This window comes from Paenibacillus sp. FSL R5-0475 (assembly GCF_038004585.1).
GTDB lineage: Bacteria > Bacillota > Bacilli > Paenibacillales > Paenibacillaceae > Paenibacillus_AQ.
The window spans coordinates 6,997,390-7,022,810 of record NZ_JBBORK010000001.1 but is presented as its reverse complement, the minus strand read 5'-3'; the positions used below and the strand labels follow the sequence as shown (position 1 = coordinate 7,022,810).

Sequence of the window (25,421 nt, the reverse complement as noted above, 5' to 3'; positions counted from 1 at the left end):
ATAAGGCCAGCACATAACCGGCCTTATTCTTTGTTGCTTATTGTAATCCGACAAATAAAAGGGAGATCTTACTCGGTAGGAACTGTAATTGTTCCATCAATGATTTGTTTTTTGTAATCTTCAACTTTAGCCAAGATCTCTTCAGAAACGTTAACTTTAGATGTATCAGAGATACCTACACCATTGTCTTTCAAACCAAGAACAGTTGTAGTACCACCTTTGAAAGTACCATCGATTACTTCTTTGGAAACCTTCTTCACAGCTTCGTCAACGCGTTTGATCATGGAAGTCAAAGTTACGTCCGTACCAAATTCAATGGATTGGTCTTTGTCTACACCGATAACCCAAACTTTTGCACCGCCAGCTTTGTTACGGGATTTAGCTTCGTTAAATACGCCATTTCCTGTTGCACCAGCAGCAGGGAAGATGATGTCATTACCATCGTTATATAATGTAGCGGCAAGAGATTTACCAGTATCTGGTTTGTCATATGCACCTGCATAAGTAATTGTAACTTTAGCGTCAGGCTTAACTGCTAATACACCAGCTTTAAAGCCTACTTCAAAACGTTTGATTACTGGGCTTTCCATACCGCCGATAAAAGCTACCTTGTTAGTTTTTGTAGTCAAACCAGCAACCACACCAACCAAGAAGGAACCTTCGTTCTCAGAGAAAGTAACGGATGCTACGTTAGGAGCATCTACAACGCTATCAATAATTGCCAAGTTAGCATTTGCGTTCTCACCAGCAACCTTTTTAATTGCGTCGCCAAGATCAAAACCAATACCCCAAGTCAAGTTGTAGCCATCTTTAACGAATTGGTTAAGGTTTGGCTCATAGTCAGCGTTTGATTTACTTTGCAAATATTTAACGGAAGAACCTGTTTCTTTTTCAAGAGCTTGTAATGCTTCCCATGCGGATTGGTTAAACGATTTATCGTTTACGCCTCCGATGTCAGTAACCATACCAAATTTGAAATCAGATTTTGCGGCATTTGTTCCGCCATTTGTTCCTGCATTAGTCTCGCCATTTGCAGCATTTTTAGCGTTGTTGTTTCCGCAACCAGCCAATACTACTGTGAATGCCAGCAACATTACAAGAGATAGCTTGAAAACTTTTTTCATTGAATGTGATCCCCCTTAAAATATTGGATGTCATCTGTGTTCTACTTGGACATTCCATAGATCAAATTATAACTGCAATAAAATCTAAAATCCAGTCCATAAATGACCTCAGGTCAATAAATATTTGTACTTTTTCGTAAGTAACCGCTTTCCATGACACGACATGTTATCATCATGTTTGAATGATGTTAGAAAACCTTATTTTACTTTGTATAGTATTCCAACACATTACAAATATTATTGCACACTTATGTGTTTTCTATTATTATGATTGCTTAGTATTTGCACTGAAAGGAAGTTATCAGATATGACCGATGAAAAAAATCCACAAACGATGCCGGCTTTTAAATATTGCCGTGAATCCCGTGTCTTCAAAACCGGACGCGTTTTCCCTAATGATGTTAATAATCACAAAACATTGTTTGGCGGTAAGCTTATGAGCGGCATTGATGAAGTAGCCTCCATCTCAGCTATGCGCCATTGCCGTGCTAATGTCGTTACAGCCTCTACAGACTCTGTTGACTTCTTGAGGCCCATCCGACCTACAGACTCCGTATGTTTCGAATCCTTCGTTTCTTGGACCGGACGTACAAGCATAGAGGTATTTGTAAAGATCATTTCAGAAAACTTATATACGGGTGAGCGCGCCGTCGCTGCCACTTCATTCCTTACCTTTGTTGCAGTTGGGGAGGATGGCACTCCCACTCCAGTTCCTGCCATAATCCCAGAGACCGATGAAGAGAAACTGATCAGCGAATCAGCTAATGAACGTTCTGAGCTACGTAAAGTAAGAAGAACCATCAGTAAAAAGCTCGCTGCCGAGCTCAATACTGTGAAGTACTGGGAATAACTCTGCTTAATGCAGAGTTTTTTTTCTCGTTTTTTTACGGCAGAGAAATCATTTCCTCATTCTATATACTTCATACCACACAAAAAAGCACCGCTGCATGGGCAACACGCAGGCGGTGCTTTTCGATTATATTACAACACTTACGCGTTGATTTTCTCTTTGGCAATACCAGCCAAGGAGTTGAATGCGTTAAGATCATTTACAGCCAGATCAGCCAGCATCTTACGGTTAACTTCTACACCAGCCAATTTCAGGCCGTATACAAGCTTGCTGTAAGAAAGACCGTTCAAACGAGCTGCTGCATTAATACGAACGATCCACAGTCTGCGGAAGTTACGTTTAGTTTGACGACGGTCGCGGTAAGCGTAAACCATCGATTTCATTACTTGTTCTTTAGCTGTTTTAAAAATGCGGTGTTTAGAACCGAAATAACCTTTTGCCAATTTCAATACTTTTTTATGTCTACGACGAACTACAAATCCGCCCTTAACTCTTGCCATATTAATAAACCTCCCAAAAATGTGTGATAAACTATTTCAAGTTAGCCAATCCTTGTTTCAAACGTCTTACATCCCCAGGGGCCATTACTGGATTACCGTTCAGAACGCGCTTAGCGCGTTTAGATTTGTGGGACAGCAAGTGGTTTTTGTGAGCTTTGTAACGTGTTACTTTACCAGTTCCGGTAATTTTGAAGCGGCCTTTCAGGCTGCTATGTGTTTTCATCTTAGGCATGGTGTTTCCTCCTTGAATATTATGCGGCGCCAAATTGCATGTAAGCAAGTGACTCCAGATTTATTGGGCTTTAGGAGCCAAGATCATAATCATGCTGCGACCTTCCAGCTTAGGCTGGCGCTCAACAACAGATATATCAGCCACTTCGTTCTTAACACGCTCGAGGATTTTCTGGCCGATATTCGCATGTGTAATCTCACGTCCGCGGAAACGAACGGAGCACTTTACTTTATCGCCTTCACCCAAGAACTTGATCACATTGCGGAACTTGGTTTGATAATCATGTTCCTCAATGTTAGCACGGAACCAGACTTCCTTGATATCAACGACCTTCTGGTTCTTACGGGCTTCCTTCTCTTTCTTCTGCGTTTCATAACGGAACTTGCCGTAATCCATGATGCGGCATACCGGCGGCTTAGCCTGTGGTGCTACATTGACTAAATCTAGATTAAGATCGATCGCCATTTGCAACGCTTCGCGGATCGGTTTAATTCCGATTTGTTCACCTTCCGCACCAACCAACCGTACCTCTTTGGCCCGAATTTCATCATTGATCATATGTTCCTTACTGATAACTCTCCACCTCCGGATCTTTTTAACAACTATACTGCCTTACTCCATAAAAAAGGGGTGCCGGTAACACCCGACACCCCGTGTTTGATCAACGTTCATGAACATTAACATTCATAAAGCATTGAGATCAAAACCAGCCGGCGAATATGCCAGTCAGGTGAGAAGCAGGTGCTTCTTCTTGCAATCCCTATGATTTGCGTACTTGAATACTATACACCACTCCAAACGGAGTGTCAATTCTTTTATTCAATATTCTTAAATATCTTATACCTGCTTGCTTTGCACTTCTTCAAGTCTTACGACACGCGTATGCTTGGTATGGCTCCATTGCTTGTTGTTCTGCGTAAAGAACGCATAGAACGTAATTGGATACCAAGAGATCAGGTAAATTGGGAAGAACACCAGATAAGCGTACACCTTCTTGAATTTAACCTTCTCCAAAGCCATCGCAATCCCAAAGGTCACCAGATTCAAACCGATCGCAAGGAAACCGAGCCAGACTGGCAAGCTGCCGTAAATATTAGCAATATTCGGTCCGTTAAAGAGGGCCATATCCACCCACATTACCGCCGTCATCAAGAAGGTGAGCAAAACAATGTACACATTTGCTCCGTAAAGCGCAAGGTCAAACTTCGTTAGGCTACGTTCTTTAATACTTTGCCAAAGTAATGGAAAAAAATAACGACGAGCTACAGTAAAGTGTCCTTGCATCCAGCGCAGACGCTGTCTTGAAGAGGCCTTGAAAGTTAGAGGCTTCTCATCAAATACCTTTGCGTCATAGTTGAACTTAGGATATACACCATGAGATGCACTGCGCATCGTAAACTCCAGATCCTCAACCAAGCTTGTAGCTCCCCAGCCCATCTCTTTAAGGAGATTGGTCTCGAAACACATTCCTGTTCCGCCAAGGAAGTTCGCCATATTCAAATTATGGCGTGAAAGTTGCCACAAACGGTTAATATACCAATACGACACACCATACGCTGCAGTAATCCAGGAATCTTCTGGATTCTTGGTGTCAATATAACCTTGAATAACACGTGCTCCTGAACAAAGATCATTATTCATCTCCATTAGGAATTCAGTATGTGCCAGATTATCGGCATCAAACATTACAACTGCGTCATATTGACGCTGCATGCCCCAAAGCTCCTTGAGCATCCATTCAATGGCATAACCTTTACCACGTAGATTCGGGTTAGTACGGACACAAGCGTTCATTCCGTGCTCTCTAACGATGCGAGCTGTGCCATCTGTACAATTGTCACAAATTACAAATACGTCAAACAGTTCTGAAGGATAGTTAAGCTGCTTCAGGTTTTCCATTAACGCGCCGACGACTTCTTCCTCGTTATGTGCAGCAACAAGTACTGCAAATGTTTTTTCTGGCTTATACTTTGTCTTTGTCTTTTTCTTGTGCAGACCAAATAACGAAAAGGTAAACTGATATACTGCGATTGCTGCCAAGATCACTTGGAGCGTAACAAACAGTGCGTCTGTCATGACCTTTTGATGCCCCCTTTTTTTCACTCTCGGTGTTCTTTTTTTCTCTCTAGCTTGCTTGACGTTCCTTCTGACCCTTTTGTTGCATCCCTTAACAATAGACCAAGAGTATTCTTATTCTAAGCAGACTTCACAATTTTTATATGTGTTGTTTAAAAGAATTGTATGGATTCCATTTATTTGGATCCTTATTTATCTCTTACCCTTTTAAACATGTTTAGTCCGCTTGAATCATTGTACGGCGTTAGCGGCTCTAAGTCAAAACTAGCAAATTTCTAGCAAAACTGAGCTTTTCCTTGAAATGGACTACCTTTAAAAAGTATGATTAAGACAGATCTAATGCTAAAGAACGGACTGCTCATAAGCACCTGTTATCGGTAGCCGACTGGCGGAGGGACAAGATATGAGACATTTATTCATGAAGCTACATCTCTGGGAGCGGCACCTTTTTAAGTGGATCAACGGACGAATGCATAATCGTTTTCTGAACTTTTGGCTCTTCTATCTCACTCATTTGGGTGGAGCTACAAGCACAATTGTTATCAACATACTGATATGGGCATTTGCTCCTCAGCCATGGAGAACCGCTAGCCTGCAAGCAATGACGGCTCTAGCTGTTAGCCATTTGCCCGTTGCTGTCGCCAAAAAACTGTATCCACGCATGCGGCCTTATCTGGCGTTACCGGATACGAATACATTTCGTAATCCATTAAAGGATCATTCTTTTCCTTCTGGTCATACTACAGCTATCTTTGCTTCAACGGTCCCATATATGGTAGCATTTCCTGCCTTGACCGTTATTCTGCTGCCGCTGGCCTGTATTGTCGGGTTTTCACGCATTTATCTGGGATTACATTATCCATCTGATGTCTTTGCAGGCTTAGTGATCGGAACCAGTGTTGCAGCGGGCACTATAGCCTTATGGATCTGAAGTATATATGGTTAAACCGGGAAAACCTTTGAGAATAGGTGAATCAAAATTGCAAAAAAAAAGAATTTTAATACTCTCAGAAGGCTTTGGAGCAGGACATACTCAAGCAGCTTATGCGCTGTCGAGCAGTCTGCGCCAACTGTCACCTAATTTACAAACGAAGGTGCTAGAACTTGGGAATTTCCTTAATCCCAAAATGGCACCCATTATTCTGTCTGCTTACCGTAAGACGGTAACGACTCAGCCAAAGCTGATGGGGTATGTCTACCGTCACCAGAAATCATTTAATCGTCTTACCACGCTTGCCCTGCATCGTATATTTTATACGCATACCAAAAATGTTGTTATGCAGTTGAAACCTGACGTTATTGTCTGCACACACTTCATTCCGGGTGCTGTAGTATCTCGTCTTAAGAGAGTGGATCCTACCCTAAAGATGCCACTCGTAACTGTTATAACGGATTATGACGCACATGCCAGTTGGATCAGTCCAGAGGTAGACCGTTATCTGGTATCAACACCAGAGGTTAAATCCAAATTGCGTATGCGAAACATTCCTTCTGCGAAAATTCAGGTTACAGGGATACCCGTACACCCTAACTTTTGGCAGCATCCTGGAAAGCAGGAGATTCGACAGCAATTCAATCTCAAGGATATGCCAACGGTACTAGTCATGGGCGGCGGCTGGGGGATCATGAACGATCAGGTTGTAAATGCCTGTCTGGCGGAATGGCGAGAAAAGATTCAGATTGTTTTCTGTCTCGGCAAGAATGAAGAGCTGCTTCAGGAAATGAAAGAAGACTCACGTTATAATCATCCTAATATATCCTTGATCGGCTTTACGCGTGAGATTGACAAGCTGATGGAGGTGTCCGATCTGCTCGTCACGAAGCCGGGTGGAATGACCTGCAGTGAAGGGCTTGCTAAAGGAATACCGATGCTTTTCTATAACCCTCTGCCCGGGCAGGAGGAGGAGAATTGCCGTTATTTTACCGCAGCAGGTTTCGGAGAGCCGATAGAGTCTTTAGACGTAGTCGTAATGTGGATGGAACGTCTATTAAACAACTACGAGGATGTGCAGAATAAGCGAAAACTTCATCTTGAGGAAATCGCCCGTTACCACCCATTGCAATGTGCTCAGAGCATTATCGAATTATTGGAATAGTTAATTTAAAAGCGGCAGCCTCCAAACCACTTGGAGGCTGCCGCTTTATTATTGAAGCACATCTTTTGGAGTAGTGCTTTGTAACTACAACCGATATTTGTCCAAACGGGTAGCTTGATACTGCTTGAGCGCTTCCGCACCTACAATGGCCTCACAACGATGGATATTCACGCCACGTCCGACAAATTTCGTCTCGTATTCCGTCATAATATGATCCTCATTTATGATGCCGTCCGCATGTAGGTCTAACGAGATATTTTTCATCTGTAGACCAAAGTCCGCAAATGCATTTAATGAGAATTCAAATAGGCTTCGAGAATCTGTTTTCAAATGAATTTCACCTAAGTCGCTTAGCAGCCCCCGATATTTGTCAAGAAAACGCGGGTGTGTCAAACGACGACGAGCATGCTTACTCTTTGGCCACGGATCACTGAAGTTAAGATAAATTCGTTCCAGCTCTCCTGGAGCAAATACTTCCTCTGCATAATCAATATTGGCGAGTGCCAATTTCAGGTTGGGCGGCGTCTCATGACCTGCCGGCTCCCATACTGCTCTAGCCTTATCTCCAGCACGGCGGATCAGCTCATCATACATATCAACGCCGATAAAATTAATATCGGGATATTTGAAGCTCATTTGGCTGATAAACTGTCCCTTGCCCATTCCGAACTCCACATGGATCGGATGATCATTCCCGAACAGCTTGGACCACTCACCTTTATAACTCCGAGGGTCAAGAATGACTAGATCGGTCTGTTCTTCCAAACTTTCACGTATTCCTTTTCTTCCGCGTAAACGCATAGGTATTCCTCCGATTATCTCTTATACGATAACTGTCACTTGCAATATTGTGCCGAAATTGTCCCGAAAAGTAAAGGGATTGAGGTAAAAAAGAAAAAGGAATTCTCTGGCTCAGCTCTTAAATGAGCTATCCAGGGGAATTCCTTCGTTGTGTATATTTGGAATTAAGGCTCATTCTTGTCCGGTAGATTAGGATCTACTTTGTGTTTGAGCTGGTGGCAAATGTCTTTTTTTCGAATGCGCTGCGAATTTTACGCTGTGCATCTGTCTTGATCTTAGGGTTGCCGTTAAATTCCACACCTGTTAGTGCAAGGGCTTCATCTGGCGTTAAGTGGACTTCAATCGAATCTTTACCCTCAGCATATACCGTTTGAGAATTCATTGCTATCACCTCACGGTTATTATTATGGATCGGACGACACGAAATTATGAACTCCTGGCTGAATTTCTTTAAGCCACAGCAGCTTTTCACACTCTGAATATAACATACTATGTAAGCATTTTCAAGTTGAAAGCGCCTTACTTTCGGCCTATTTTTCATGCCAGTACCGGGAGTGAATGTTACGCCGAGCTCTGTTTTTTGATACAATGTATTGGATTATAAGAAACGGCTGTGTGTTCTTTTATAAAGGATGCCATCCGTCTCAGAAAAATATAAGGATAAGGATACTTATCTATGTTTATATTTTCAGAAAGGAGCTCCTCGTGTCTAATCTTCAATACACTACTCCTCCGCAGCTTTGGGGAGATAAACGTTTTCATACCTGGAATTACGAAATGCGTGAACATTTGAACACCAAGGTATTCAAAGTTATGCTTGATGCAGGCTTTACCTGTCCCAACCGTGACGGCTCCATCGCTAAAGGTGGTTGTACTTTTTGCAGTGCCAGAGGTTCTGGTGATTTTGCGGGAAGTCGCCGAGATGATCTCGTCACCCAATTTAATAATATCCGTGACAAGCAGCATCTAAAATGGCCAAACGCTAAATACATTGGATATTTTCAGGCCTATACGAATACGTACGCTCCGGTCGAAGAGCTTAGAGAATATTTCGAAGTGATTTTACAGCAGCCAGGTGTCGTTGGACTATCTATTGCTACACGGCCTGACTGTTTGCCGGATGATGTTGTCGAATATTTGGCCGAGCTAAACGAGCGCACGTATCTGTGGGTAGAGATGGGTCTCCAGACTATACACGACTCCACCTCTGAGCTAATTAACCGGGCTCACGATAGCCAGTGTTATGTAGATGCTGTTGAGAAGTTGCGGCGTCATGGCATTCGTGTCTGCACCCATATCATTCACGGTCTCCCACAGGAGACGCATGAAATGATGCTTGAAACGGTATCTGCTGTGGCTCGCATGGATGTGCAAGGAATTAAGATTCACCTTCTGCATCTCATGCGTAAAACACCCATGGTGAAGCAATACGAAGCTGGATTGCTACGATTCATGGAACAGGACGAGTATGTGAAGCTCATTGCCGATTCACTCGAAATTTTGCCCCCTGAAATGATTGTACATCGCTTGACTGGAGACGCTCCTCGGGATATCTTAATCGGACCGATGTGGAGCCTCAAGAAATGGGAAGTGCTAAATGCCATTGACGATGAGCTAGTTGCTCGTGATACTTGGCAGGGTAAGTATTGGAGGAAGAGCTAATGGGCTTTATGTCCGTTTTAAGCTTTGCTCATAAATTAATCTCTGAGCGGTTAACTTTAGGTGATCGTGCGATTGATGCCACAGTAGGTACTGGTGCTGATACGCTTTTTCTAGCCAAAGCAACCGGAGCTCGCGGTGAAGTCTACGGCTTTGACATTCAAGCTGCAGCAATGAGGCTGGCTGAAGAGCGCCTGCGGCTTGCAAGAGAGGAAGCTCCCTCGCTCGCCACCGTCACCTTGCTGGAACGTAGTCACGCCGAAATGGCTGAAGCTGTTCCAGCGAACTGGCATGGCACCGTTGGAGCTGTAATGTTCAATCTAGGCTACTTGCCTTCAGGAGATGCCGACAAGAAGATCATTACTCAGCCGGGCAGCTCCATTGCAGCCTTGGAAGCTTCTCTCCAGTTACTGCGTCCAGGTGGGATCATTACGGCAGTTCTTTATCCCGGCCATGCAGGCGGAGATAAAGAAGCCGCTGCCGTTGAATCTTGGGCAGCAGCTGTTTCCCAAAAGGTAGCACAAAGCATTGTTTATCGTCAGCTGCAGCGCACGGATTCACCTTATATGATTGCGCTCGAAAAGAAAAAAGGAATCCCCTCTTAAACTGTAAGCATCAAACTATTTTATATTTGGGAAGGAAGATGTAGCAATGACTCAACCATATCCTCTGAAATTTCAACCGGAGTTTAAAGAACGTGTCTGGGGAGGCCGCGCGCTGGAGAAATTCGGCCTAGATCTACCTGAAGGACATATTGGTGAAGGCTGGATGATCGCCGATCACGCGAATGGAACGTCTTCGGTGGTAAACGGAGAGTTAGCCGGTCAAGGCTTAGATCAAATTCGTGAGCAGTTCGGCCATGAATGGTTCGGAAGTAAAGGGATTTCAGAAACGGGTGGAAGATTTCCTCTACTAATCAAATTGCTGGATTGCAACGACAATCTTTCCGTTCAAGTCCACCCTACAGATGATTATGAGGGATTACCACAAGGTGAACTGGGTAAAACAGAGATGTGGTACGTGTTAGACGCTAAGCCAGGTGCCAAAATCATCTATGGTCTTAAAGAAGGCGTGGATCGTGAAACATTGCGCGAAGCACTGGAGAAAGGCACCGTTATGGATAGCCTTCAAGAAGTATCTGTCTCTGCAGGAGACTCCTTCTATATTCCAGCCGGAACCGTTCATGCGCTATGTGCTGGTGTCGTTGTAGCAGAGATCCAGCAAAATTCCGACACTACATACCGCATTTATGACTATGACCGTCCAGGCCTGGACGGAAAACCACGTGAGCTTCATATTGAAGATTCACTTAATGTTACAGCTTATGAAGGCGCCGGGGCTACTTCGATGAAGACAGATAACGCAGTCCCTGGAGAGTGGCTGCAACTTGCCGCTTCGCCATATTTTATCGTAGAAAAAGGACTCGTAAATGGTTCATGGGACCTCACCACTACAGAAGACAGCTTCACTATTCTAGTCATCTGTGAAGGCAGCGGACATCTTACTTGGGATGGCGGCTCCCAACCTTATGCTGCAGGAGAATGCTATCTGATTCCTTCCAGTCTCGGCCGTTACGCTATCGAAGGTCATTCTACTGTGCTTCGCTCTTATTTACCATAAGTCGAGAACCTTTAGGAGGAATGGACCATGAAGGAAAATAGCTTTACCATAACGGATCCCATAGGTGTAAATATCCATGTCTATGAATGGTTACCTGAATCCGATGTGCCAGTTAGAGGAATCGTGCAAATTTCTCACGGTATGTGTGAAACAGCTGTCCGCTATGCTCGTTTTGCGGAAGCATTAACCGGAGTAGGTTATGCAGTATATGTCAATGACCACCGGGGACATGGTAAAACCGCTGGTCAAGTCGATCTGCTTGGCGATGTTGGGGAGGACGGATTCTATTGGATGCGGCGCAATCTGCTCCAGGTAGCAGCCAAAGCACTCTCCAAACATGAAGGTAAGCCCATCTTTCTATTCGCTCATAGTATGGGTTCCTTTCTGGCTCAAAAGCTGATGTGTGAAGAGGGTAACGAAATCTATGAAGGATTTATCCTAAGCGGTACAAATGGTCCTCGCGGTATGCTGCGCCTTGGAGAATCTCTGGCTAGTGCACAGCTCAAGTTAAAGGGTGAACATCACCGAAGTGTACTACTGAACAGCTTAGTATTCGGCAGTTACAACCGTGCTTTTTCTCCCGTAAGAACTGCTTATGACTGGCTGAGCAGCGATGATGCGGAAGTTGATAAGTACATTGCCGATCCATTCTGCGGAGCCATTTGTACAACACGCTTTTTCCGTGGTTTTTTCCACCTCCTAAGGGAGATCCATTCCGAGGAATCACTTAGAACATTATGTACAAGTAAGCCCATTTATATATTTGGTGGGGATAAGGATCCTGTAGGGATGAGCGGCCAAGGCATTCCTCGTCTTGCGGAGCTGTACAAGAAACGAGGGATATCGGACGTAGAGTATCGGCTCTATCCAGGTGGCAGGCATGAAATGCTTAATGAGGTGAACCGGGATCAAGTTACAGCCGATGTGCTTAACTGGTTAGAACAGCATCTCCCTTCTGAGGTTACGACTACAGCTTAAAAGTACAAAACAGGGGTGCCCCAAAAGCCGTGAAATGGCTAGTTGGGACACCCCTTATTTTTGATTAGATAAACATTGGCACTTGTTGTAGACGCTCCCCTTCTTTGAGCAGAAAGTTTCTAAAATCAAAAAAACGTGGGGAGCGTAAACTTACCAGCTTCAGCAGAATGTTCGCAAACGAAACCAATACAACCTCTTGCGCCACTTTAGGCGTAACTGAAACACAGCGCTTGCGAATTCAGAAGACGTTTGCGTATGTAACAAAAAAAGACCGCCCCCAAAGGAACGGTCTTTCCTCCCAACACAATCGCCTTATTACAAAGGCAGCGTATAATACTGAGCGCGTTGGCTCTCGTTCTGCTGATACATTACGATTAGCAGTGTACGACCTTCTCGAACGGAAGGTGATTCAGCTACGGCTACAGCAGAGCTTGTAGTTTGGACAGACTCTTCTAAACTACTTTCTGTAACTCCCTGTATTAATGACTCAGGAGAAGGTACAGCCCCGTCGTTAGCATTGTCTGCTTCCTCTTCCTCTGAACCCCCATCCGCCCGTAGACCGCTGATGGATTCAAGCACCGCTTCAAGCGAGAACGGTAGCACTTCAAGAACCGTATATTTTTGCAGCTCTCTTTCGCTGAGTCCGGCTTCTGCCAACTGCTCAGAGATTTGACCCGGATTAGCAGCGATATCCCTCAAGTAACTCGACCAATCCGACTTATCCAGCACGAAATCCCACCAGATTTTGCGAGGCTTATACTTGTGTCCTAGGAAATAATCAAGCTTCATTAGCCCAGTAATAATATCCATAGATGGAGTCCCACGATCTATCAAGAAGGACTGCAAACGGGTAAAGAGATCTTCTAGCTGATGCCCAATCTTTTGCCAGCCTCTCTCCTCCCAGTAGTCACCGAACTCCTGAAAGAAATCAAATGGTGAATCAAACACGTGACGGATCAAGTATTTGGCTGTATGGTCCATCCGGTGGCTGTTCCAGTATTTCTCCAGCACATCCTCAAGCCGCTTCAAACGAATAATATCCGAGAAGGTCATCATATGACTGCTAAGAATTTCGTAAGGGGCATGTTCCATATACGTATACTCATATTTTGCCGCCTGTGCACGCAGACCCGTCCCGCGAAGCATTTTGAGGAATCCAAGCTGCAGCTCTTCTGGCTCCATAACGAATACATCATTAAAGGTTTTGCGGAAGGTGGTGTAATCCTCCATTGGAAGCCCCGCGATCAAATCCAGATGCTGATCGATATTGCGACTTTCCTTAATCTTCATTACCGTACGAGAGAGCTTCTTGAAATTCTGGCGGCGTTTAACAAGCTCGTTCGTCTCATCATTTGTAGACTGTACACCAATCTCAAATCTAAAGATGCCCGGAGGCGCATTATTCGACAGGAAATCCAGAACTTCTGGCCGCATGATATCTGCTGTGATTTCAAACTGGAACACACAGCCTTGATGATTATCGATCAGGAATTGAAACATTTCCATCGCATAGTTGCGGTTGATATTGAAGGTGCGGTCCAAGAATTTAATGATTTTGGCGCCATTTTCAATTAAGTAGAGTAAATCAGACTTCACTCGTTCAATATCATAATAACGTACGCCTACCTCAATACTGGATAAACAAAATTGACAGTTAAACGGGCACCCACGGCTTGTCTCAAAATAAACAATACGTTTGCTCAGATCTGGAATATCCTCTGGAAAACGATGCGGTGTAGGCAGCGTATTTAGATCGCTTTTGGGACGAGGTGGATTTACAATGATCTCCTCTCCCTTACGATAAGCAGCTCCGTACACAAAATGAAATTTCCGGTCGTCTCTCAGCTCCTGCAGCAGATGATGGAACGTCTCTTCTCCATCTCCGTTGACGATGAAATCAATGCCAGCTTCTCTCTTCATCCAATGCAGCGGCTCATAAGAGACTTCCGGTCCTCCGAGAACAATCGTAACCTCAGGCATCACTTGCTTAAGAATTCCGATCAGCTTAAGCGTCTCTTCGATATTCCAGATATAACAGGAGAAGCCAATCACATCTGGCCGTTTCTGAAACAAGTCGGACACGATATTCATCACGGGATCTTTAATGGTGTATTCCACCAAATGAATATTTTTAAATTCGTGCTCACTGTAGGCTTTAAGCAAACGGATCGCCAGTGAGGTATGGATATATTTTGCGTTTAGCGTGGTCAGAACGATTTTCAATGCTACACGACCTTTTCTACATTTCATTTTGAAAAAACTCTAGGAATGCCTTACCATACTTCCGGTATTTCACTTCCCCGACACCCTTTACCCTCAGCATTTCCGCTTCGGTCTGCGGGCAAACCACACTCATCTCACGCAGCGTTGCATCATTAAAAATGATATATGAGGGCACATGCTCACGTCCAGCCAACTCTCGCCGGATCAGACGCAGCTGCTCGAAGACGGTCTCATTGACTGCGGAAGGTGACAGGTCATGACCGCGACTACGAACTCGCGTACCAGATGCCGCACCTGCTCGTGACGGCCGCGCAACTCTCTGCATCACCTCACGCTGCCCGCGCAGTACTTCGGCAGCCAGAGGCTGAAGCCGTACTACTGGATACTGTCCTTCCGACAAGGCCAGATATCCCTCTGAGATCAGCACATTGATGCTCTCCGAGATTTCCTTCTCTGTCCGGCTCGACATCGCCCCATGCGTTGGCAGCTTGTCAAAACCATATTGCATCACTTTCTGATTGCGAGAGCCTTTCAGCACAGAAGCCACCAATGCTACTCCATAACGTTCCCGCATACGGTGGATGCAAGAGAATATCTTCTGCGCATCTACGGTCATATCTATAAGCTCTCGTTCATCTGTACACGAGCTGCAAATGCCGCATAACTTGTCCTCATGCTCCTCACCGAAATAATCCAGCTGGGCACTGCGCAAGCAGCGGGTAGTATAACAATAATCAATCATTTGCTGAAGCTTGCGATATTCGTTAGCTTTACGGTCCGTATCCTGTGGATTCTGCTCGATCAGGAACTTTTGCGTCATAATATCCTGCGCACTAAAGAGCAGGATACACTCACTAGGCTCACCATCACGTCCAGCACGACCTGCTTCCTGAACATAAGCTTCCATGTTTTTTGGCATATTGTAATGAATTACGTAGCGGACATTGGATTTATCAATCCCCATCCCAAAAGCGTTCGTGGCCACCATAACCCGGATATCATCATATAGAAAGCCTTCCTGACTGTCTGCCCGCTCCTGATCATTCATACCTGCGTGATAGCGGCCTGCCGCTATTCCAGAAGCCTGCAGCCTTTGATATAGATCATCCACTTCTTTGCGTGTAGCCGCATAAACAATACCCGGCTGATGAGAATGCGTTGCTGTGTAATCCATGACGAATTCCCGCTTATTCTCTCCACGTAGCACAGACATCGCTAGATTATCTCTTCCGAGTCCAGTCATGAAAATACCCGGCTCGCGCAGACGCAGCAGCCGAACCATATCCTCCATAACCTCTGGTGTTGCCGTCGCTGTAAATGCAGCCAAGATTGGCCGTTCTGGCAGCTCGTTCACAAAAGGCGATACCGACAAATAACTTGTACGGAAATCATGTCCCCACTGAGATACACAGTGCGCCTCATCCACAGCCACACAGGAAATCGCCAGTTCAGCCATCTCCAGTCGGAACCAGTCCAGCTCTAGCCTTTCGGGCGCGACATAAAGCAGCTTCAAATCGCCGCGACGGGCAGCCCGAATCCGCTCATTTACTTCTTTCCCGCTTAACGTGCTATTAATAAAGGCTGCCGGAATACCTGCCGTGGTTAACGCATCGACCTGATCCTTCATCAGAGAGATCAATGGTGAGATCACCAGTGTCAGCCCAGGAAGCAGCAGTGCGGGAACTTGATAGCAAATCGATTTCCCACCTCCCGTAGGAAGAATACCGAGTGTGTCGCGACCTTCCAGCAAGTTCTGAACAATCTTCTTCTGACCATCCCGAAAATCCGGATAACCGTAATATTTTTGCAGCTCAGCCTGCGCCTGTTCAATAGTAGGTGCTTGCATCATCATATCTCTCATAACCCCTTAAGCGTTTCTATCTTTAGTTTAGCGGTCAAAAGTGTATTGAGCAACACTCCTTAACTATGGTCACCATGTTCTTCCTTTGAAATATTTACATAAAAGGCCTTCTTTTAAGCCAAGCTTTAAGAAGAGAGATTTCATAGAAGGGTGGAGCGACCGTGCAAAATTGGAAACAAAAATATACCTTTTTTAAACATAAGCCTGCACGCAAAGAGTCCTCTGCCCAGGACAATCGTCCGGTAAAGCCACTGGATTCCAGCCTGGAGAGCAATATAAGCTTCATTCAACAAGTCTTTGGAGAAGACAGCGATCTTATAGTCCGTAACTTCAAGGTGTACGGTAGACATGATGCGGCTATTATCTTTTTTTCTTCTGTGGTGGACCAGAATCAAATTCAGAACTATGTTTTAAAGCCATTAATGAATGTTTCCTCTGATCTCTCAGAAATTCCAAAAGATCTAAAGGATTTACCTGATTACATCTGGAGTATGACGGTACAAGTAACACAAGGTAACCGTACTAAGGATCTAAATACTCTAGCCTCTATCTTGCTGGAGGGAAATGTAGTTCTAATCATAGATGGAATGGATCAGGCACTTTACTTCAATCTGCGTAAAATTGAGCATCGTAGCATTGAGCAACCTCAAACTGAACAAGTCATACGCGGTTCGCGTGATGGGTTTATAGAGAATTTAGAATCCAATATCTCTTTGCTTCGCTATCGACTACAAACACCGGATTTTCGTGTAGTAACTGCCCCTCTTGGCGTACGGACGCGCTCAAAAGTATCTGTTTGTTATATCGAAGGAATAGCCGATCCAGGGCTAGTTCAAAAGGTGATGAAGCGATTATCAGCAATAAATGTAGACGGCATCCTTGATGCGGGGTATATCGAGCAATTCATAGAGGATCATCCCCTTTCCCCGTTTCCACAGGTTCAGCCAACCGAACGTCCGGATAAATCTATAGCCTCTTTATTAGAAGGACGAGTCATCATCCTTGTAGATGGCTCACCATTCTGCCTCATCGTCCCGGCGCTTTTCAATCAGTTCTTTCAGACGATGGATGACTATACAGAACGTTTTGTTGTAGGAAGCCTCCTAAGAATGATCCGCCTGATCGCATTATTATTTTCCCTTTTCTTCCCAGCCTTATATGTATCCATTATCTCTTTCAATCCTGAGCTATTGCCGACAGAGTTCGCCGTAGCAATAACTGGTGCAAGAGCTGGCGTACCCTTTCCAGCCGTATTGGAAGTTCTGATTATGGAAGTCTTCATGGAGGTGCTGCGCGAAGCAACCATTCGCCTACCGCAAATGATTGGCGGGGCTCTTTCTATTGTAGGTGTGCTTGTCATTGGTCAGGCAGCCGTAGCAGCAGGTCTGGCGAGTCCCACTACCGTAGTTGTTGTTGCTATAACGACTATAGGGTCTTTTGCCACACCCGCTTACAATGCTGCTATCTCTTCAAGAATGCTTAGATTTCCATTGATCATATTGGCAGGCTGCTTTGGCCTGTACGGAGTAATGCTTGGCACTATTGTTATTGTTAACCACTTATTATTCCTGGAATCCTTTGGCGTTCCCTACATGACACCCTTTGTGCCTACGATTTGGAAAGACCTCAAGGATAGTATCGTTCGGGTACCTTTATGGTGGATGCGAAGTCGCCCAAGCTTTCTCAATACACCTGATCCTGACCTTCTTGCGAAGGATATCCCCAAAATGCATACCGATCTGATTTTTAAGGAGAAAAGTGAAGCTGATGAATAGTAACCGCCCCATAACAACGATCCAAGTCATGGCTGTAATCATCAGTACGATTATAGGAATAGGAATCTTAAGTATTCCTCGTTATATGGCTGAAGCCGGAGACAGTGGTGCACCGCTCGTAACTGCTTCTGGCGTACCTGTTGCTTTTTTGGGTTGCTGGTTTACAGCGGTTGTCTGCCGAAAATTCCCTAACGAAACGTTGTTCGTATTCAGCCGCCGCCTTCTCGGAACTTGGCTCGCAGATATTTTCTCCATGCTTATTACTTTGTTTTTTGCTTTCTCTGCCGGGATCACCATGCGCCAATTCGGAGAAGTATGTGTTGCGGTTGTCTTTAAAAAGACACCAATCGAAGCAGTAATTCTCTTAATGCTCCTACTAGTTGCCTTATCAATCCGTAGAAATATTGTAAAATTCACTTATGTACATGTTTTTTATTTACCCTTTATTCTATTATCCGTTATCGCAATTATATTGGTAGCTATGAGAAATGTTGATGTTCTGAACCTGCTACCCCTCACCGGAAATTACACCACCTTTTCAAGCTTTTCCAAAGGAACAATTACATCCGCTGGCCTTTATCAAGGCACATTTGTCATCACCCTGCTGGTTCCTCTAATGAAAAAACCTCAACAGATCCTTAAAGCAGGCACTGTTGCGCTTGGTATCATTGGATTCATTTATGTAATGATCGTGTGGGTCACTCTAGGCATGTTTGGAGCTCAGGAAACCAAATTACTGTCCTATCCAACCCTAGAAGCAGCTCGCTCCATATCCATCGGCGCAGGACTATTAGAACGGTTTGATGCTCTTTTTATAATAATTTGGGTGATTTCTATATTCACTACCATTTTTACGAACTACTACTTAGCCGCATACTCTCTGCAACAAGTGCTGCGGCATAAGGATCACCGCCTAATATCCAGTTTCTTACTTCCACTTATCTTCACTTTTTCACTTTTGCCGAGAAACATATTTCAGGTCTATTCATTTGCTAGCATCACAGCGATAATCGGTTTGATTTTTTTGACCTTCTATCCTCTTTTATTATGGTTAGTCTCTTTAATCCGAAATAAAGGAGCCATTTCTCATGAATGAAAAAATTTATAAGCGTGTAGTTCTTATTTTTATTCTCTCACTCCTGTCTGGATTGCTCGCAGGTTGCTGGGACCAGCTCGAAATTGAAGATCGTGCATTGGTGCTAGGGTTATCCATTGATTCCGTCCCTCCAGACAGCAAAACAAATGATGACCAAACCACTCATCTTAAAAGCGCAAATATTAACCTACCCCAAATTCGTGTAACCGCCCAAATTGCGGTTCCGGGAAGAGTTCCACTCGGACCAGGCAGTGGGGGTGAAGGCGGAGGCGGGAATCAAAATCCAGTATGGGTCGTAGAAGTATACGGGTACACATTAGATGACGCCATGAACAATTTGCAGCAGCAAATTTCTGATCCACGTTATCTAATTCATTTACGAGTAATTATTATTAGTGAGGACATAGCAAGAAAAAGCATGGACGACTTAAATGATTATTTGCGGCGAAATCCAGAAGTTCGTCGCCGGACCTGGCTGCTAGTATCCGAAGGGGAAGCTGCCAAATTCATGAATATTAATCCTCCACTGCAGCGAGTGCCGACCCTTTACATCCTCTCCACCATGGAAAAAGCAGTGACATCGGGGAAATTTCCCGCTGATTATATAGGTGTATTCTGGTCAGCAGATTCCAAATGGGGCGAAAGTGGTTATCTGCCTTACGTCTCATTACATCAGGAAGACAATATCATGATTAAAGGCCTAGCTTACTTTAGTGGTGGAGTGATGGTCGGTTCGACGATTCCGATTGAGATTGGAGCATATATGTCCATGAAGGGCATTAATCCCGGGGGATACTCCGATCTTTTTTATGCTGATGAATTCGGTCCGGTGATGCTCAAGGTCAACGACCGGTTCACGAGGGTGAAAGTTCAATTCAAAGAGGGCAAACCTCACATCACCTATAACCTCTCTTTAGAGGCGGCTCTAGATGAGCATTTACGTAGTAATATCCCTATCGATTCCAGCCGTTCTTTAGAAAAGATTGAAGATATCTTTCAAAAGAGAGTGATCGGTATTTTCAACCACCTTATTGAAGAAACTCAACAAGCACATTCCGATGTCTTTGGCATGGGTGAATATATTCGTGCATATGCTCCCTCCTACTGGAAAGCACATGTTCGTGACAAACATGACTGGGAGCAGCAGTATTCCAATCTCAGTATTGAAGTTAAGTTGAAAACTCACATCGACAGAGTAGGTCTTAAACAAAATTAAATGACGTTTATAGGAGGCTCTACTATGCTCTATCACCAGCTAACCTACGTAATTGTTGCGCTGCTGATCTCCAGTGTTCTGTTGCTTACTGTGGATACTAAAATATATGCAGTCAATGCTATGCACCGGGAAAAGAAATACGCTAATGTGATCGGTTGGATATATTTCAGCTTATTCCTGCTGATAGGACTAGCTCAGCTATTCTATCTATAAATCGAATTCGTTTCTTGCTGCCCTTCACATAGTATTTCTTAACCGCCCATGGTATATTGAGGAGTACAATATTAAAGGACGGAGAATGCAGTCATGAACACAAGAAGAAATCCTAAAGAAACAGCCAAAAGAGGTACTCGTTCCCACAGCAATTCCCACAGCAAGCCAAATGGCAAGCTTAATCATAAAGCTAAAGCACCAGCAGCGCCCAAGTCTTTTACAGTAAATGAACCTTCTGAGCTGCTACCCTTCTTACTCATCCATATCACAGGCCGTGGACGAAATGCTATTAAATCTATCCTCTCGCGTGGACAAGTAGCAGTGAACGGCAAAGTAATCACACAGCATAATTTTCAATTGCATCCGGGTCAAACTGTGACGATTGATCAAGAAAAGCCTGTACAAGTAGCGGAAATGATCGGACTCACCATCGTCCATGAAGATGATGATCTAATCATTATTCAGAAGGATGCTGGACTGCTGTCGATTGCCACTGCGGAAGAAAATGAATTAACAGCTTACCGCCAGCTTATGGAGCATGTCCGCATCAGCAATCCTAAGAATCGAATTTTTGTCGTGCATCGCTTGGACCGCGATACGTCTGGGGTAATGATGTTTGCCAAAAGCGAACGGATCCAGCAAGCACTGCAAACTACGTGGAAGGATACCGTGAAAGAACGTTCTTACGTAGCTCTAGTCGAAGGCGCCGTCAAAAGACCTGAAGGTACAGTGAGCTCTTGGCTAAAAGAAACCTCTACCCTGAAAATGTACTCCAGTCCTCATGAAGGCGATGGTCTACATGCGATCACACATTATAAGCTCATTCAGGCGAACCGCCACTTCTCGTTACTTGAGGTAAAGCTTGAAACTGGACGCAAAAATCAGATTCGTGTTCATATGGCAGATATCGGCCATCCGATTGCAGGAGACAAGAAGTATGGTGCAGAGACCAAAACGGTAGGCCGTCTCGGTCTGCATGCTCGTGTACTTTCTTTTATTCATCCTACTACAGGAGAGTTAATGACCTTCGAAAGCCCGATTCCGAAGACATTCCTGAAATATACCGCACCTGCACCTACGAACTAACAAGATCACAGTGAATACCCATTCATCCTAAGGGGGCTGATTACAGTGGAGCTTACTACACTACAATCGCTACAATAACTTAACAAAGAATGGGTGATTAGCTATGACAACAGCACATCATTATGAATGTATTGAACGTTTACCCACGACTGAGGAGCATGCCTCCTTATGGGAAGCTGTCGGTTGGGGGAACGTGAATACGGAAATGACCGCAGCCTCTCTGGCTCATTCGGTGTATGGTATGGTCGTTGTACAGGAAGACAAGGTTATCGGTATGGGGCGGATCGTCGGCGATGGTCATATGTATTTCTATATTCAGGACGTAGCCGTGCTTCCCGAATTTCAGGGCCAAGGCATTGGTAATGTCATTATTGAGCAGCTAATACACTATATTCGATCTCATTGTTTTTCTGGCGCGTTCGTCGGACTTTTCGCATCACATGGGAATGATACCTTTTACGAACGATACGGCTTTCAGAATCATGCCCCCGGTATGACGGGCATGTTCAAGGTCATGGAGTAACAAGCGAAAGATGCCCGGTCCATATGGTCCCTGGGCATCTTTTTCACTTCTATTTAGATCATGTTACAATACTAATAAACAAAAGAAGGTGCCATTATTGTTCCATCCTACTGTCTTCGATAATATTAAAATTGCTTTTGAGAACCAAATCTACGATTACGATAATTTGGACGGAATTCTAGTAGTTACGGATCGTTCCGACCTTCTGAATATGGCATTGATGTCCAGAGAATTTAGCCTTTCCTTCCAATTGACGGCTGGCAGGAGCGTAACCGCCGAAGTCTTTCTTACTTCATCTGTGAAAGATCTTAGCGATGAAATACTGGAAGTGCCTAACACGGATCCCGGTTGCAATCTTTCGTTACGTTTTTATATGGAGATCGAAGATATCCCTGCTGAATGTCAGGCGATCGAGAGTATTCTCAAAGCGATATGGGGGCCTGAATTCCAGCCCGTGCAGTCTTTAAGCTTCATTTATGGTCAAGAAGGTGAAACCTACAACAACTGCATCGAGCTGCGATTCAAAAGGCAAATCACGGAGGAGCAAATGGAGGACATTCCGAACCTGCTGAATCATCTTCTGCAAAGTGTAGAAGAACTGGAATCTTTCTCCGTATAATCCCTACTGCACACCGTTCGTACTTTGGAAAAGAGGTGAGCCAGAAATGAAATTCCTGCCTGCTACCAAAAGTAACCGTTGGTTTATCTGGATGGCTGTTTATGGTGTTTTTCTGTGGTTGCTTTTCATTCTGCACAGATTCGTTATGATGGCTCATACATTAGATGTCACACTCTTGCTGCGCTTCGCACTCTTTTCCATTATTGTATCTGGTATCGTTAACGTCTTAGCGTGGTTCGGAGCTCGTCTACTCTGGTTAATCACTACAACAGGAATAATCATCGGTTCAGTAATTATGCTAAGCTACACCTATAGAGAGATGTCCGGTTGGGAGGATCTCGCGGGATTCCTAGCTTTTTTCTTTTTTACATGTGGAGGATTTGCACTCGGTTTATTGGCGGAAGCAATTCGTCTGCTGGTTAAGCAGTGGCCGAAAGCTTGAACGGAGGAGATGATCGATCGTTGTCCAATTCTTTTCTAACCAAAAATGCATTGTCCCATTCTCTAAAAGAACTAATGGAACATACGTCGCTCAATAAAATTACAGTCAAACAGCTCGTGGACCATTGCGGACTAAATCGACAAACTTTCTATTATCATTTTCAAGATATATTTGATTTACTCGGTTGGATCTATAAGACTGAGGCTGTAGAGAGCATCGCCCAGTATCGTAGCTACAGTACGTGGACGGACGGTTTTTATAGAATCTTCTGCTATATCGAACGAAATAAAACCTTTTGCTGCAACACCTTGAACTCACTGGGCAGAAATCATCTGGATGCGTATCTATACGAAGTGACGAATGATCTCATTATGGGTGTCATAAACGAACTGTCCGCCGGGATGGAGGTTAGCCACGAAGATAAACATTTCATTGCTAACTTCTATACACTGGCCTTCACAGGCCTTGTCATTCAGTGGATGAGAGACGGGATGAAGGAGCATCCGGATCACATTATCGAGAAGCTAAGTGTACTCATTGAGGGGAATTTTCTAAAAGCTTTGCACAAATATGAGAACAAACCGTTGTAACCTTTGGGTTCAGCGGTTTTTTTGTCTAAAAACTAGACACATAGACCGTAATGACTAAAATCCATACACTCTAAAAGGATTGATTATACCTTCGAAATTGGAGTTGGTTTACATTAAGAATGTGATTATTTCAACAACAACTTGGAGGCGACCATTGTGAAAAAAGAGTACGGTAATAAACAGGTTTATTTTGTCGGTGGCGGAATTGCATCCTTAGCGGGCTCGGCTTACCTGGTCAGAGACTGTGACTTTCCGGGACAGAACATTCACATTATTGAAGAGATGAAGATTCTCGGTGGCAGCAACGACGGCGCAGGTGACGCTGAGCACGGTTATGTCATTCGCGGTGGCCGGATGCTTAACGATGAGACCTATGAGAATACATGGGATCTACTCATGTCGATTCCCTCCCTCGACCATCCTGAGAAATCCGTTAGAGAAGAGATTATAGAATTCGATACCGCCAATCCAACACATGCTAACGCTAGACTCGTTAACCGCAACGGTGATGTGGAAGATGTATTATCCATGGGCTTTGATATGGCTGACCGGCTTGCGATGGGTAAATTAATTATTACACCGGAAGAAAAAATGGGGAAAGCTCGGATTAACGACTGGTTTGGTCCACACTTTTTCACCACGAACTTCTGGTATATGTGGGCTACTACTTTCGCCTTCCAACCTTGGCATAGCGCGGTAGAGCTTAAACGATATATGATTCGCTTCGTTCATGAGTTCCCAAGAATTCAAACACTGGAAGGCGTAACCCGTACTCCATATAACCAGTATGATTCCATCATCTTACCTATGCACAAATATCTCGAAGGCTTTGGTGTAGACTTTACATTGAAATGTACAGTAACTGACCTGCAGTTCAAAGACGGAGATGGCATTACCGTAACCCAAATGAACGTCCTGCGCCAAGGTGTCCCAGACGTTATTAACATAAGCGAAGACGATATCGTAATCGTCACGAACGGCTCCATGACTGAAGGATCGAGCCTTGGATCCATGACCTCTGCCCCACGTCTCAATGGGAAGGGTAGCTCATGGAAGTTATGGGAGAACATCGCTGCCAAAAAACCAGGTCTCGGCAACCCATCCTCCTTTGATGATCATATCGATGGTTCAAAATGGGAGTCCTTTACCGTAACCTTCCAAGATTCCAAATTCTTCGATCTTATGGAGAAATTCACTCGTAATCGTGCAGGTACTGGCGCATTGGTTACCTTTAAAGATTCGAGCTGGTTAATGTCCGTTGTATTAGCTTTCCAACCGCATTTCCGCAATCAACCAGAGCATGTAAAAGTATTCTGGGGTTACGGTTTGTACCCTGACAACGTAGGAGACTTCGTGAAGAAGAAAATGAGCGAATGTACCGGTGAAGAAATCATGGAAGAATTAATCGGTCATCTTCATTTCGAAGAACATAAGGACGAGATCATGGCAACTGCTAATTGTATTCCATGTATGATGCCTTATATCACTTCACAATTCATGCCTAGATTAAATAGTGACCGACCTAAAGTAGTTCCTGAAGGCTCCACTAACCTTGCCTTCGTTGGCCAATATTGCGAAATTCCAGATGATGTTGTATTCACGGAAGAATACTCTATCCGAGCAGCAAGAACTGCAGTATACACATTGCTCGGCATTAACCGGCCTATCGAGCCAATCAATCAACATCAGTACGATGTCCGCACCTTGTTCACAAGCTTTATCACTTCTTTTAGATAAACACATCATAAAAAGACAAGCGCTCCCGTATAGATTCGGGGGCGCTTGTCTTTGTAGTGTGTAAAACAGAGCAGAGTTTCGGAATTAAAAAAAGAAGAAATGGA

At 44.3% G+C, this 25,421-nt stretch carries 26 protein-coding genes; 17 read left to right on the top strand and 9 right to left on the bottom strand.

What is annotated here, in order from left to right:
* Positions 1-68: 68 nt before the first annotated feature.
* On the bottom strand, positions 69-1,124 hold the full coding sequence (locus MKX41_RS31665; protein WP_042185713.1) for a BMP family lipoprotein: 1,056 nt from the start codon (positions 1,122-1,124) through the stop codon (positions 69-71).
* A 307-nt stretch (positions 1,125-1,431) separates the two neighbouring features.
* Between MKX41_RS31665 and MKX41_RS31660 the strand changes: the two genes are divergently transcribed.
* Positions 1,432-1,974 (top strand): acyl-CoA thioesterase, encoded by a 543-nt coding sequence (locus MKX41_RS31660; RefSeq protein ID WP_042185711.1) that lies wholly within the window; start codon positions 1,432-1,434, stop codon positions 1,972-1,974.
* A 140-nt stretch (positions 1,975-2,114) separates the two neighbouring features.
* Here MKX41_RS31660 and rplT read toward each other — a convergent pair whose 3' ends face one another.
* The 4 genes from rplT to MKX41_RS31640 form a co-directional block, all read right to left on the bottom strand.
* The gene (gene rplT, locus MKX41_RS31655) at positions 2,115-2,474 is read right to left on the bottom strand and encodes a 50S ribosomal protein L20 (protein WP_042125073.1); all 360 of its coding nucleotides are present in this window, start codon (positions 2,472-2,474) and stop codon (positions 2,115-2,117) included.
* A gap of 31 nt (positions 2,475-2,505) precedes the next feature.
* Entirely contained in the window at positions 2,506-2,706 is a 201-nt protein-coding gene (gene rpmI, locus MKX41_RS31650) for a 50S ribosomal protein L35 (protein ID WP_036679507.1), read from the bottom strand.
* A 60-nt stretch (positions 2,707-2,766) separates the two neighbouring features.
* On the bottom strand, positions 2,767-3,264 hold the full coding sequence (gene infC, locus MKX41_RS31645; protein WP_036679510.1) for a translation initiation factor IF-3: 498 nt from the start codon (positions 3,262-3,264) through the stop codon (positions 2,767-2,769).
* A gap of 279 nt (positions 3,265-3,543) precedes the next feature.
* The gene (locus tag MKX41_RS31640; protein ID WP_042185708.1) at positions 3,544-4,782 is read right to left on the bottom strand and encodes a glycosyltransferase family 2 protein; all 1,239 of its coding nucleotides are present in this window, start codon (positions 4,780-4,782) and stop codon (positions 3,544-3,546) included.
* Between the two features lie 403 nt (positions 4,783-5,185).
* Here MKX41_RS31640 and MKX41_RS31635 point away from each other — a divergent pair, with 403 nt between their 5' ends.
* Together MKX41_RS31635 and MKX41_RS31630 are read left to right on the top strand one after the other, a co-directional pair.
* Positions 5,186-5,713: a phosphatase PAP2 family protein gene (locus tag MKX41_RS31635; protein WP_042185706.1), complete on the top strand. Its 528-nt coding sequence runs from the start codon at positions 5,186-5,188 to the stop codon at positions 5,711-5,713.
* A gap of 49 nt (positions 5,714-5,762) precedes the next feature.
* The gene (locus tag MKX41_RS31630; RefSeq protein ID WP_081382712.1) at positions 5,763-6,878 is read left to right on the top strand and encodes an MGDG synthase family glycosyltransferase; all 1,116 of its coding nucleotides are present in this window, start codon (positions 5,763-5,765) and stop codon (positions 6,876-6,878) included.
* An 84-nt stretch (positions 6,879-6,962) separates the two neighbouring features.
* On the opposite strand, the gene trmB is transcribed toward MKX41_RS31630, so the two are convergent.
* Both trmB and MKX41_RS31620 read right to left on the bottom strand, forming a co-directional pair.
* A complete protein-coding gene (trmB, locus tag MKX41_RS31625) occupies positions 6,963-7,679 on the bottom strand; it encodes a tRNA (guanosine(46)-N7)-methyltransferase TrmB (protein ID WP_036679523.1) in 717 nt (238 codons plus the stop codon).
* A 196-nt stretch (positions 7,680-7,875) separates the two neighbouring features.
* The gene (locus MKX41_RS31620; protein WP_042125061.1) at positions 7,876-8,061 is read right to left on the bottom strand and encodes a hypothetical protein; all 186 of its coding nucleotides are present in this window, start codon (positions 8,059-8,061) and stop codon (positions 7,876-7,878) included.
* Between the two features lie 323 nt (positions 8,062-8,384).
* On the opposite strand from MKX41_RS31620, the gene MKX41_RS31615 reads away from it, so the two are divergent.
* The 4 genes from MKX41_RS31615 to MKX41_RS31600 are packed head-to-tail and all read left to right on the top strand — an operon-like array spanning position 8,385 to position 11,936.
* Positions 8,385-9,341 (top strand): TIGR01212 family radical SAM protein, encoded by a 957-nt coding sequence (locus MKX41_RS31615; protein ID WP_076286344.1) that lies wholly within the window; start codon positions 8,385-8,387, stop codon positions 9,339-9,341.
* Entirely contained in the window at positions 9,341-9,943 is a 603-nt protein-coding gene (locus MKX41_RS31610) for a class I SAM-dependent methyltransferase (protein WP_340974679.1), read from the top strand. The genes MKX41_RS31615 and MKX41_RS31610 overlap by 1 nt, the downstream gene beginning before the upstream one ends.
* A gap of 46 nt (positions 9,944-9,989) precedes the next feature.
* Positions 9,990-10,958, top strand: a complete 969-nt coding sequence (locus tag MKX41_RS31605) for a type I phosphomannose isomerase catalytic subunit (protein WP_340974677.1) — start codon at positions 9,990-9,992, stop codon at positions 10,956-10,958.
* 27 nt (positions 10,959-10,985) lie between these two features.
* The gene (locus MKX41_RS31600) at positions 10,986-11,936 is read left to right on the top strand and encodes an alpha/beta hydrolase (protein ID WP_340974676.1); all 951 of its coding nucleotides are present in this window, start codon (positions 10,986-10,988) and stop codon (positions 11,934-11,936) included.
* A gap of 315 nt (positions 11,937-12,251) precedes the next feature.
* Here MKX41_RS31600 and MKX41_RS31595 read toward each other — a convergent pair whose 3' ends face one another.
* On the bottom strand, positions 12,252-14,159 hold the full coding sequence (locus MKX41_RS31595) for a B12-binding domain-containing radical SAM protein (protein ID WP_340975135.1): 1,908 nt from the start codon (positions 14,157-14,159) through the stop codon (positions 12,252-12,254).
* A 16-nt stretch (positions 14,160-14,175) separates the two neighbouring features.
* Entirely contained in the window at positions 14,176-16,011 is a 1,836-nt protein-coding gene (recQ, locus tag MKX41_RS31590) for a DNA helicase RecQ (RefSeq protein WP_042185693.1), read from the bottom strand.
* A 170-nt stretch (positions 16,012-16,181) separates the two neighbouring features.
* On the opposite strand from recQ, the gene MKX41_RS31585 reads away from it, so the two are divergent.
* The 10 genes from MKX41_RS31585 (at position 16,182) to MKX41_RS31540 (ending at position 25,317) form a co-directional block, all read left to right on the top strand.
* On the top strand, positions 16,182-17,795 hold the full coding sequence (locus MKX41_RS31585) for a spore germination protein (protein ID WP_340974674.1): 1,614 nt from the start codon (positions 16,182-16,184) through the stop codon (positions 17,793-17,795).
* Positions 17,788-18,891 (top strand): GerAB/ArcD/ProY family transporter, encoded by a 1,104-nt coding sequence (locus MKX41_RS31580; protein ID WP_340974673.1) that lies wholly within the window; start codon positions 17,788-17,790, stop codon positions 18,889-18,891. Before MKX41_RS31585 ends, MKX41_RS31580 begins: the two co-directional genes overlap by 8 nt.
* Entirely contained in the window at positions 18,884-20,107 is a 1,224-nt protein-coding gene (locus tag MKX41_RS31575; RefSeq protein WP_340974672.1) for a Ger(x)C family spore germination protein, read from the top strand. The genes MKX41_RS31580 and MKX41_RS31575 overlap by 8 nt, the downstream gene beginning before the upstream one ends.
* Positions 20,108-20,131: 24 nt before the next feature.
* On the top strand, positions 20,132-20,320 hold the full coding sequence (locus tag MKX41_RS31570) for a CLC_0170 family protein (protein ID WP_149645127.1): 189 nt from the start codon (positions 20,132-20,134) through the stop codon (positions 20,318-20,320).
* A gap of 93 nt (positions 20,321-20,413) precedes the next feature.
* A complete protein-coding gene (locus MKX41_RS31565) occupies positions 20,414-21,406 on the top strand; it encodes an RluA family pseudouridine synthase (protein ID WP_340974671.1) in 993 nt (330 codons plus the stop codon).
* Between the two features lie 103 nt (positions 21,407-21,509).
* A complete protein-coding gene (locus tag MKX41_RS31560; protein WP_339269406.1) occupies positions 21,510-21,929 on the top strand; it encodes a GNAT family N-acetyltransferase in 420 nt (139 codons plus the stop codon).
* A 97-nt stretch (positions 21,930-22,026) separates the two neighbouring features.
* The gene (locus MKX41_RS31555) at positions 22,027-22,548 is read left to right on the top strand and encodes a hypothetical protein (RefSeq protein WP_042185682.1); all 522 of its coding nucleotides are present in this window, start codon (positions 22,027-22,029) and stop codon (positions 22,546-22,548) included.
* A gap of 46 nt (positions 22,549-22,594) precedes the next feature.
* Positions 22,595-22,990 carry a hypothetical protein gene (locus tag MKX41_RS31550; RefSeq protein ID WP_076284126.1) on the top strand — a complete coding sequence of 132 codons (396 nt, stop codon included), beginning with the start codon at positions 22,595-22,597 and terminating at the stop codon, positions 22,988-22,990.
* Between the two features lie 20 nt (positions 22,991-23,010).
* Positions 23,011-23,580 (top strand): TetR-like C-terminal domain-containing protein, encoded by a 570-nt coding sequence (locus MKX41_RS31545; protein ID WP_042125036.1) that lies wholly within the window; start codon positions 23,011-23,013, stop codon positions 23,578-23,580.
* Between the two features lie 156 nt (positions 23,581-23,736).
* Entirely contained in the window at positions 23,737-25,317 is a 1,581-nt protein-coding gene (locus tag MKX41_RS31540) for an oleate hydratase (protein ID WP_340974669.1), read from the top strand.
* Positions 25,318-25,421: the final 104 nt, after the last annotated feature.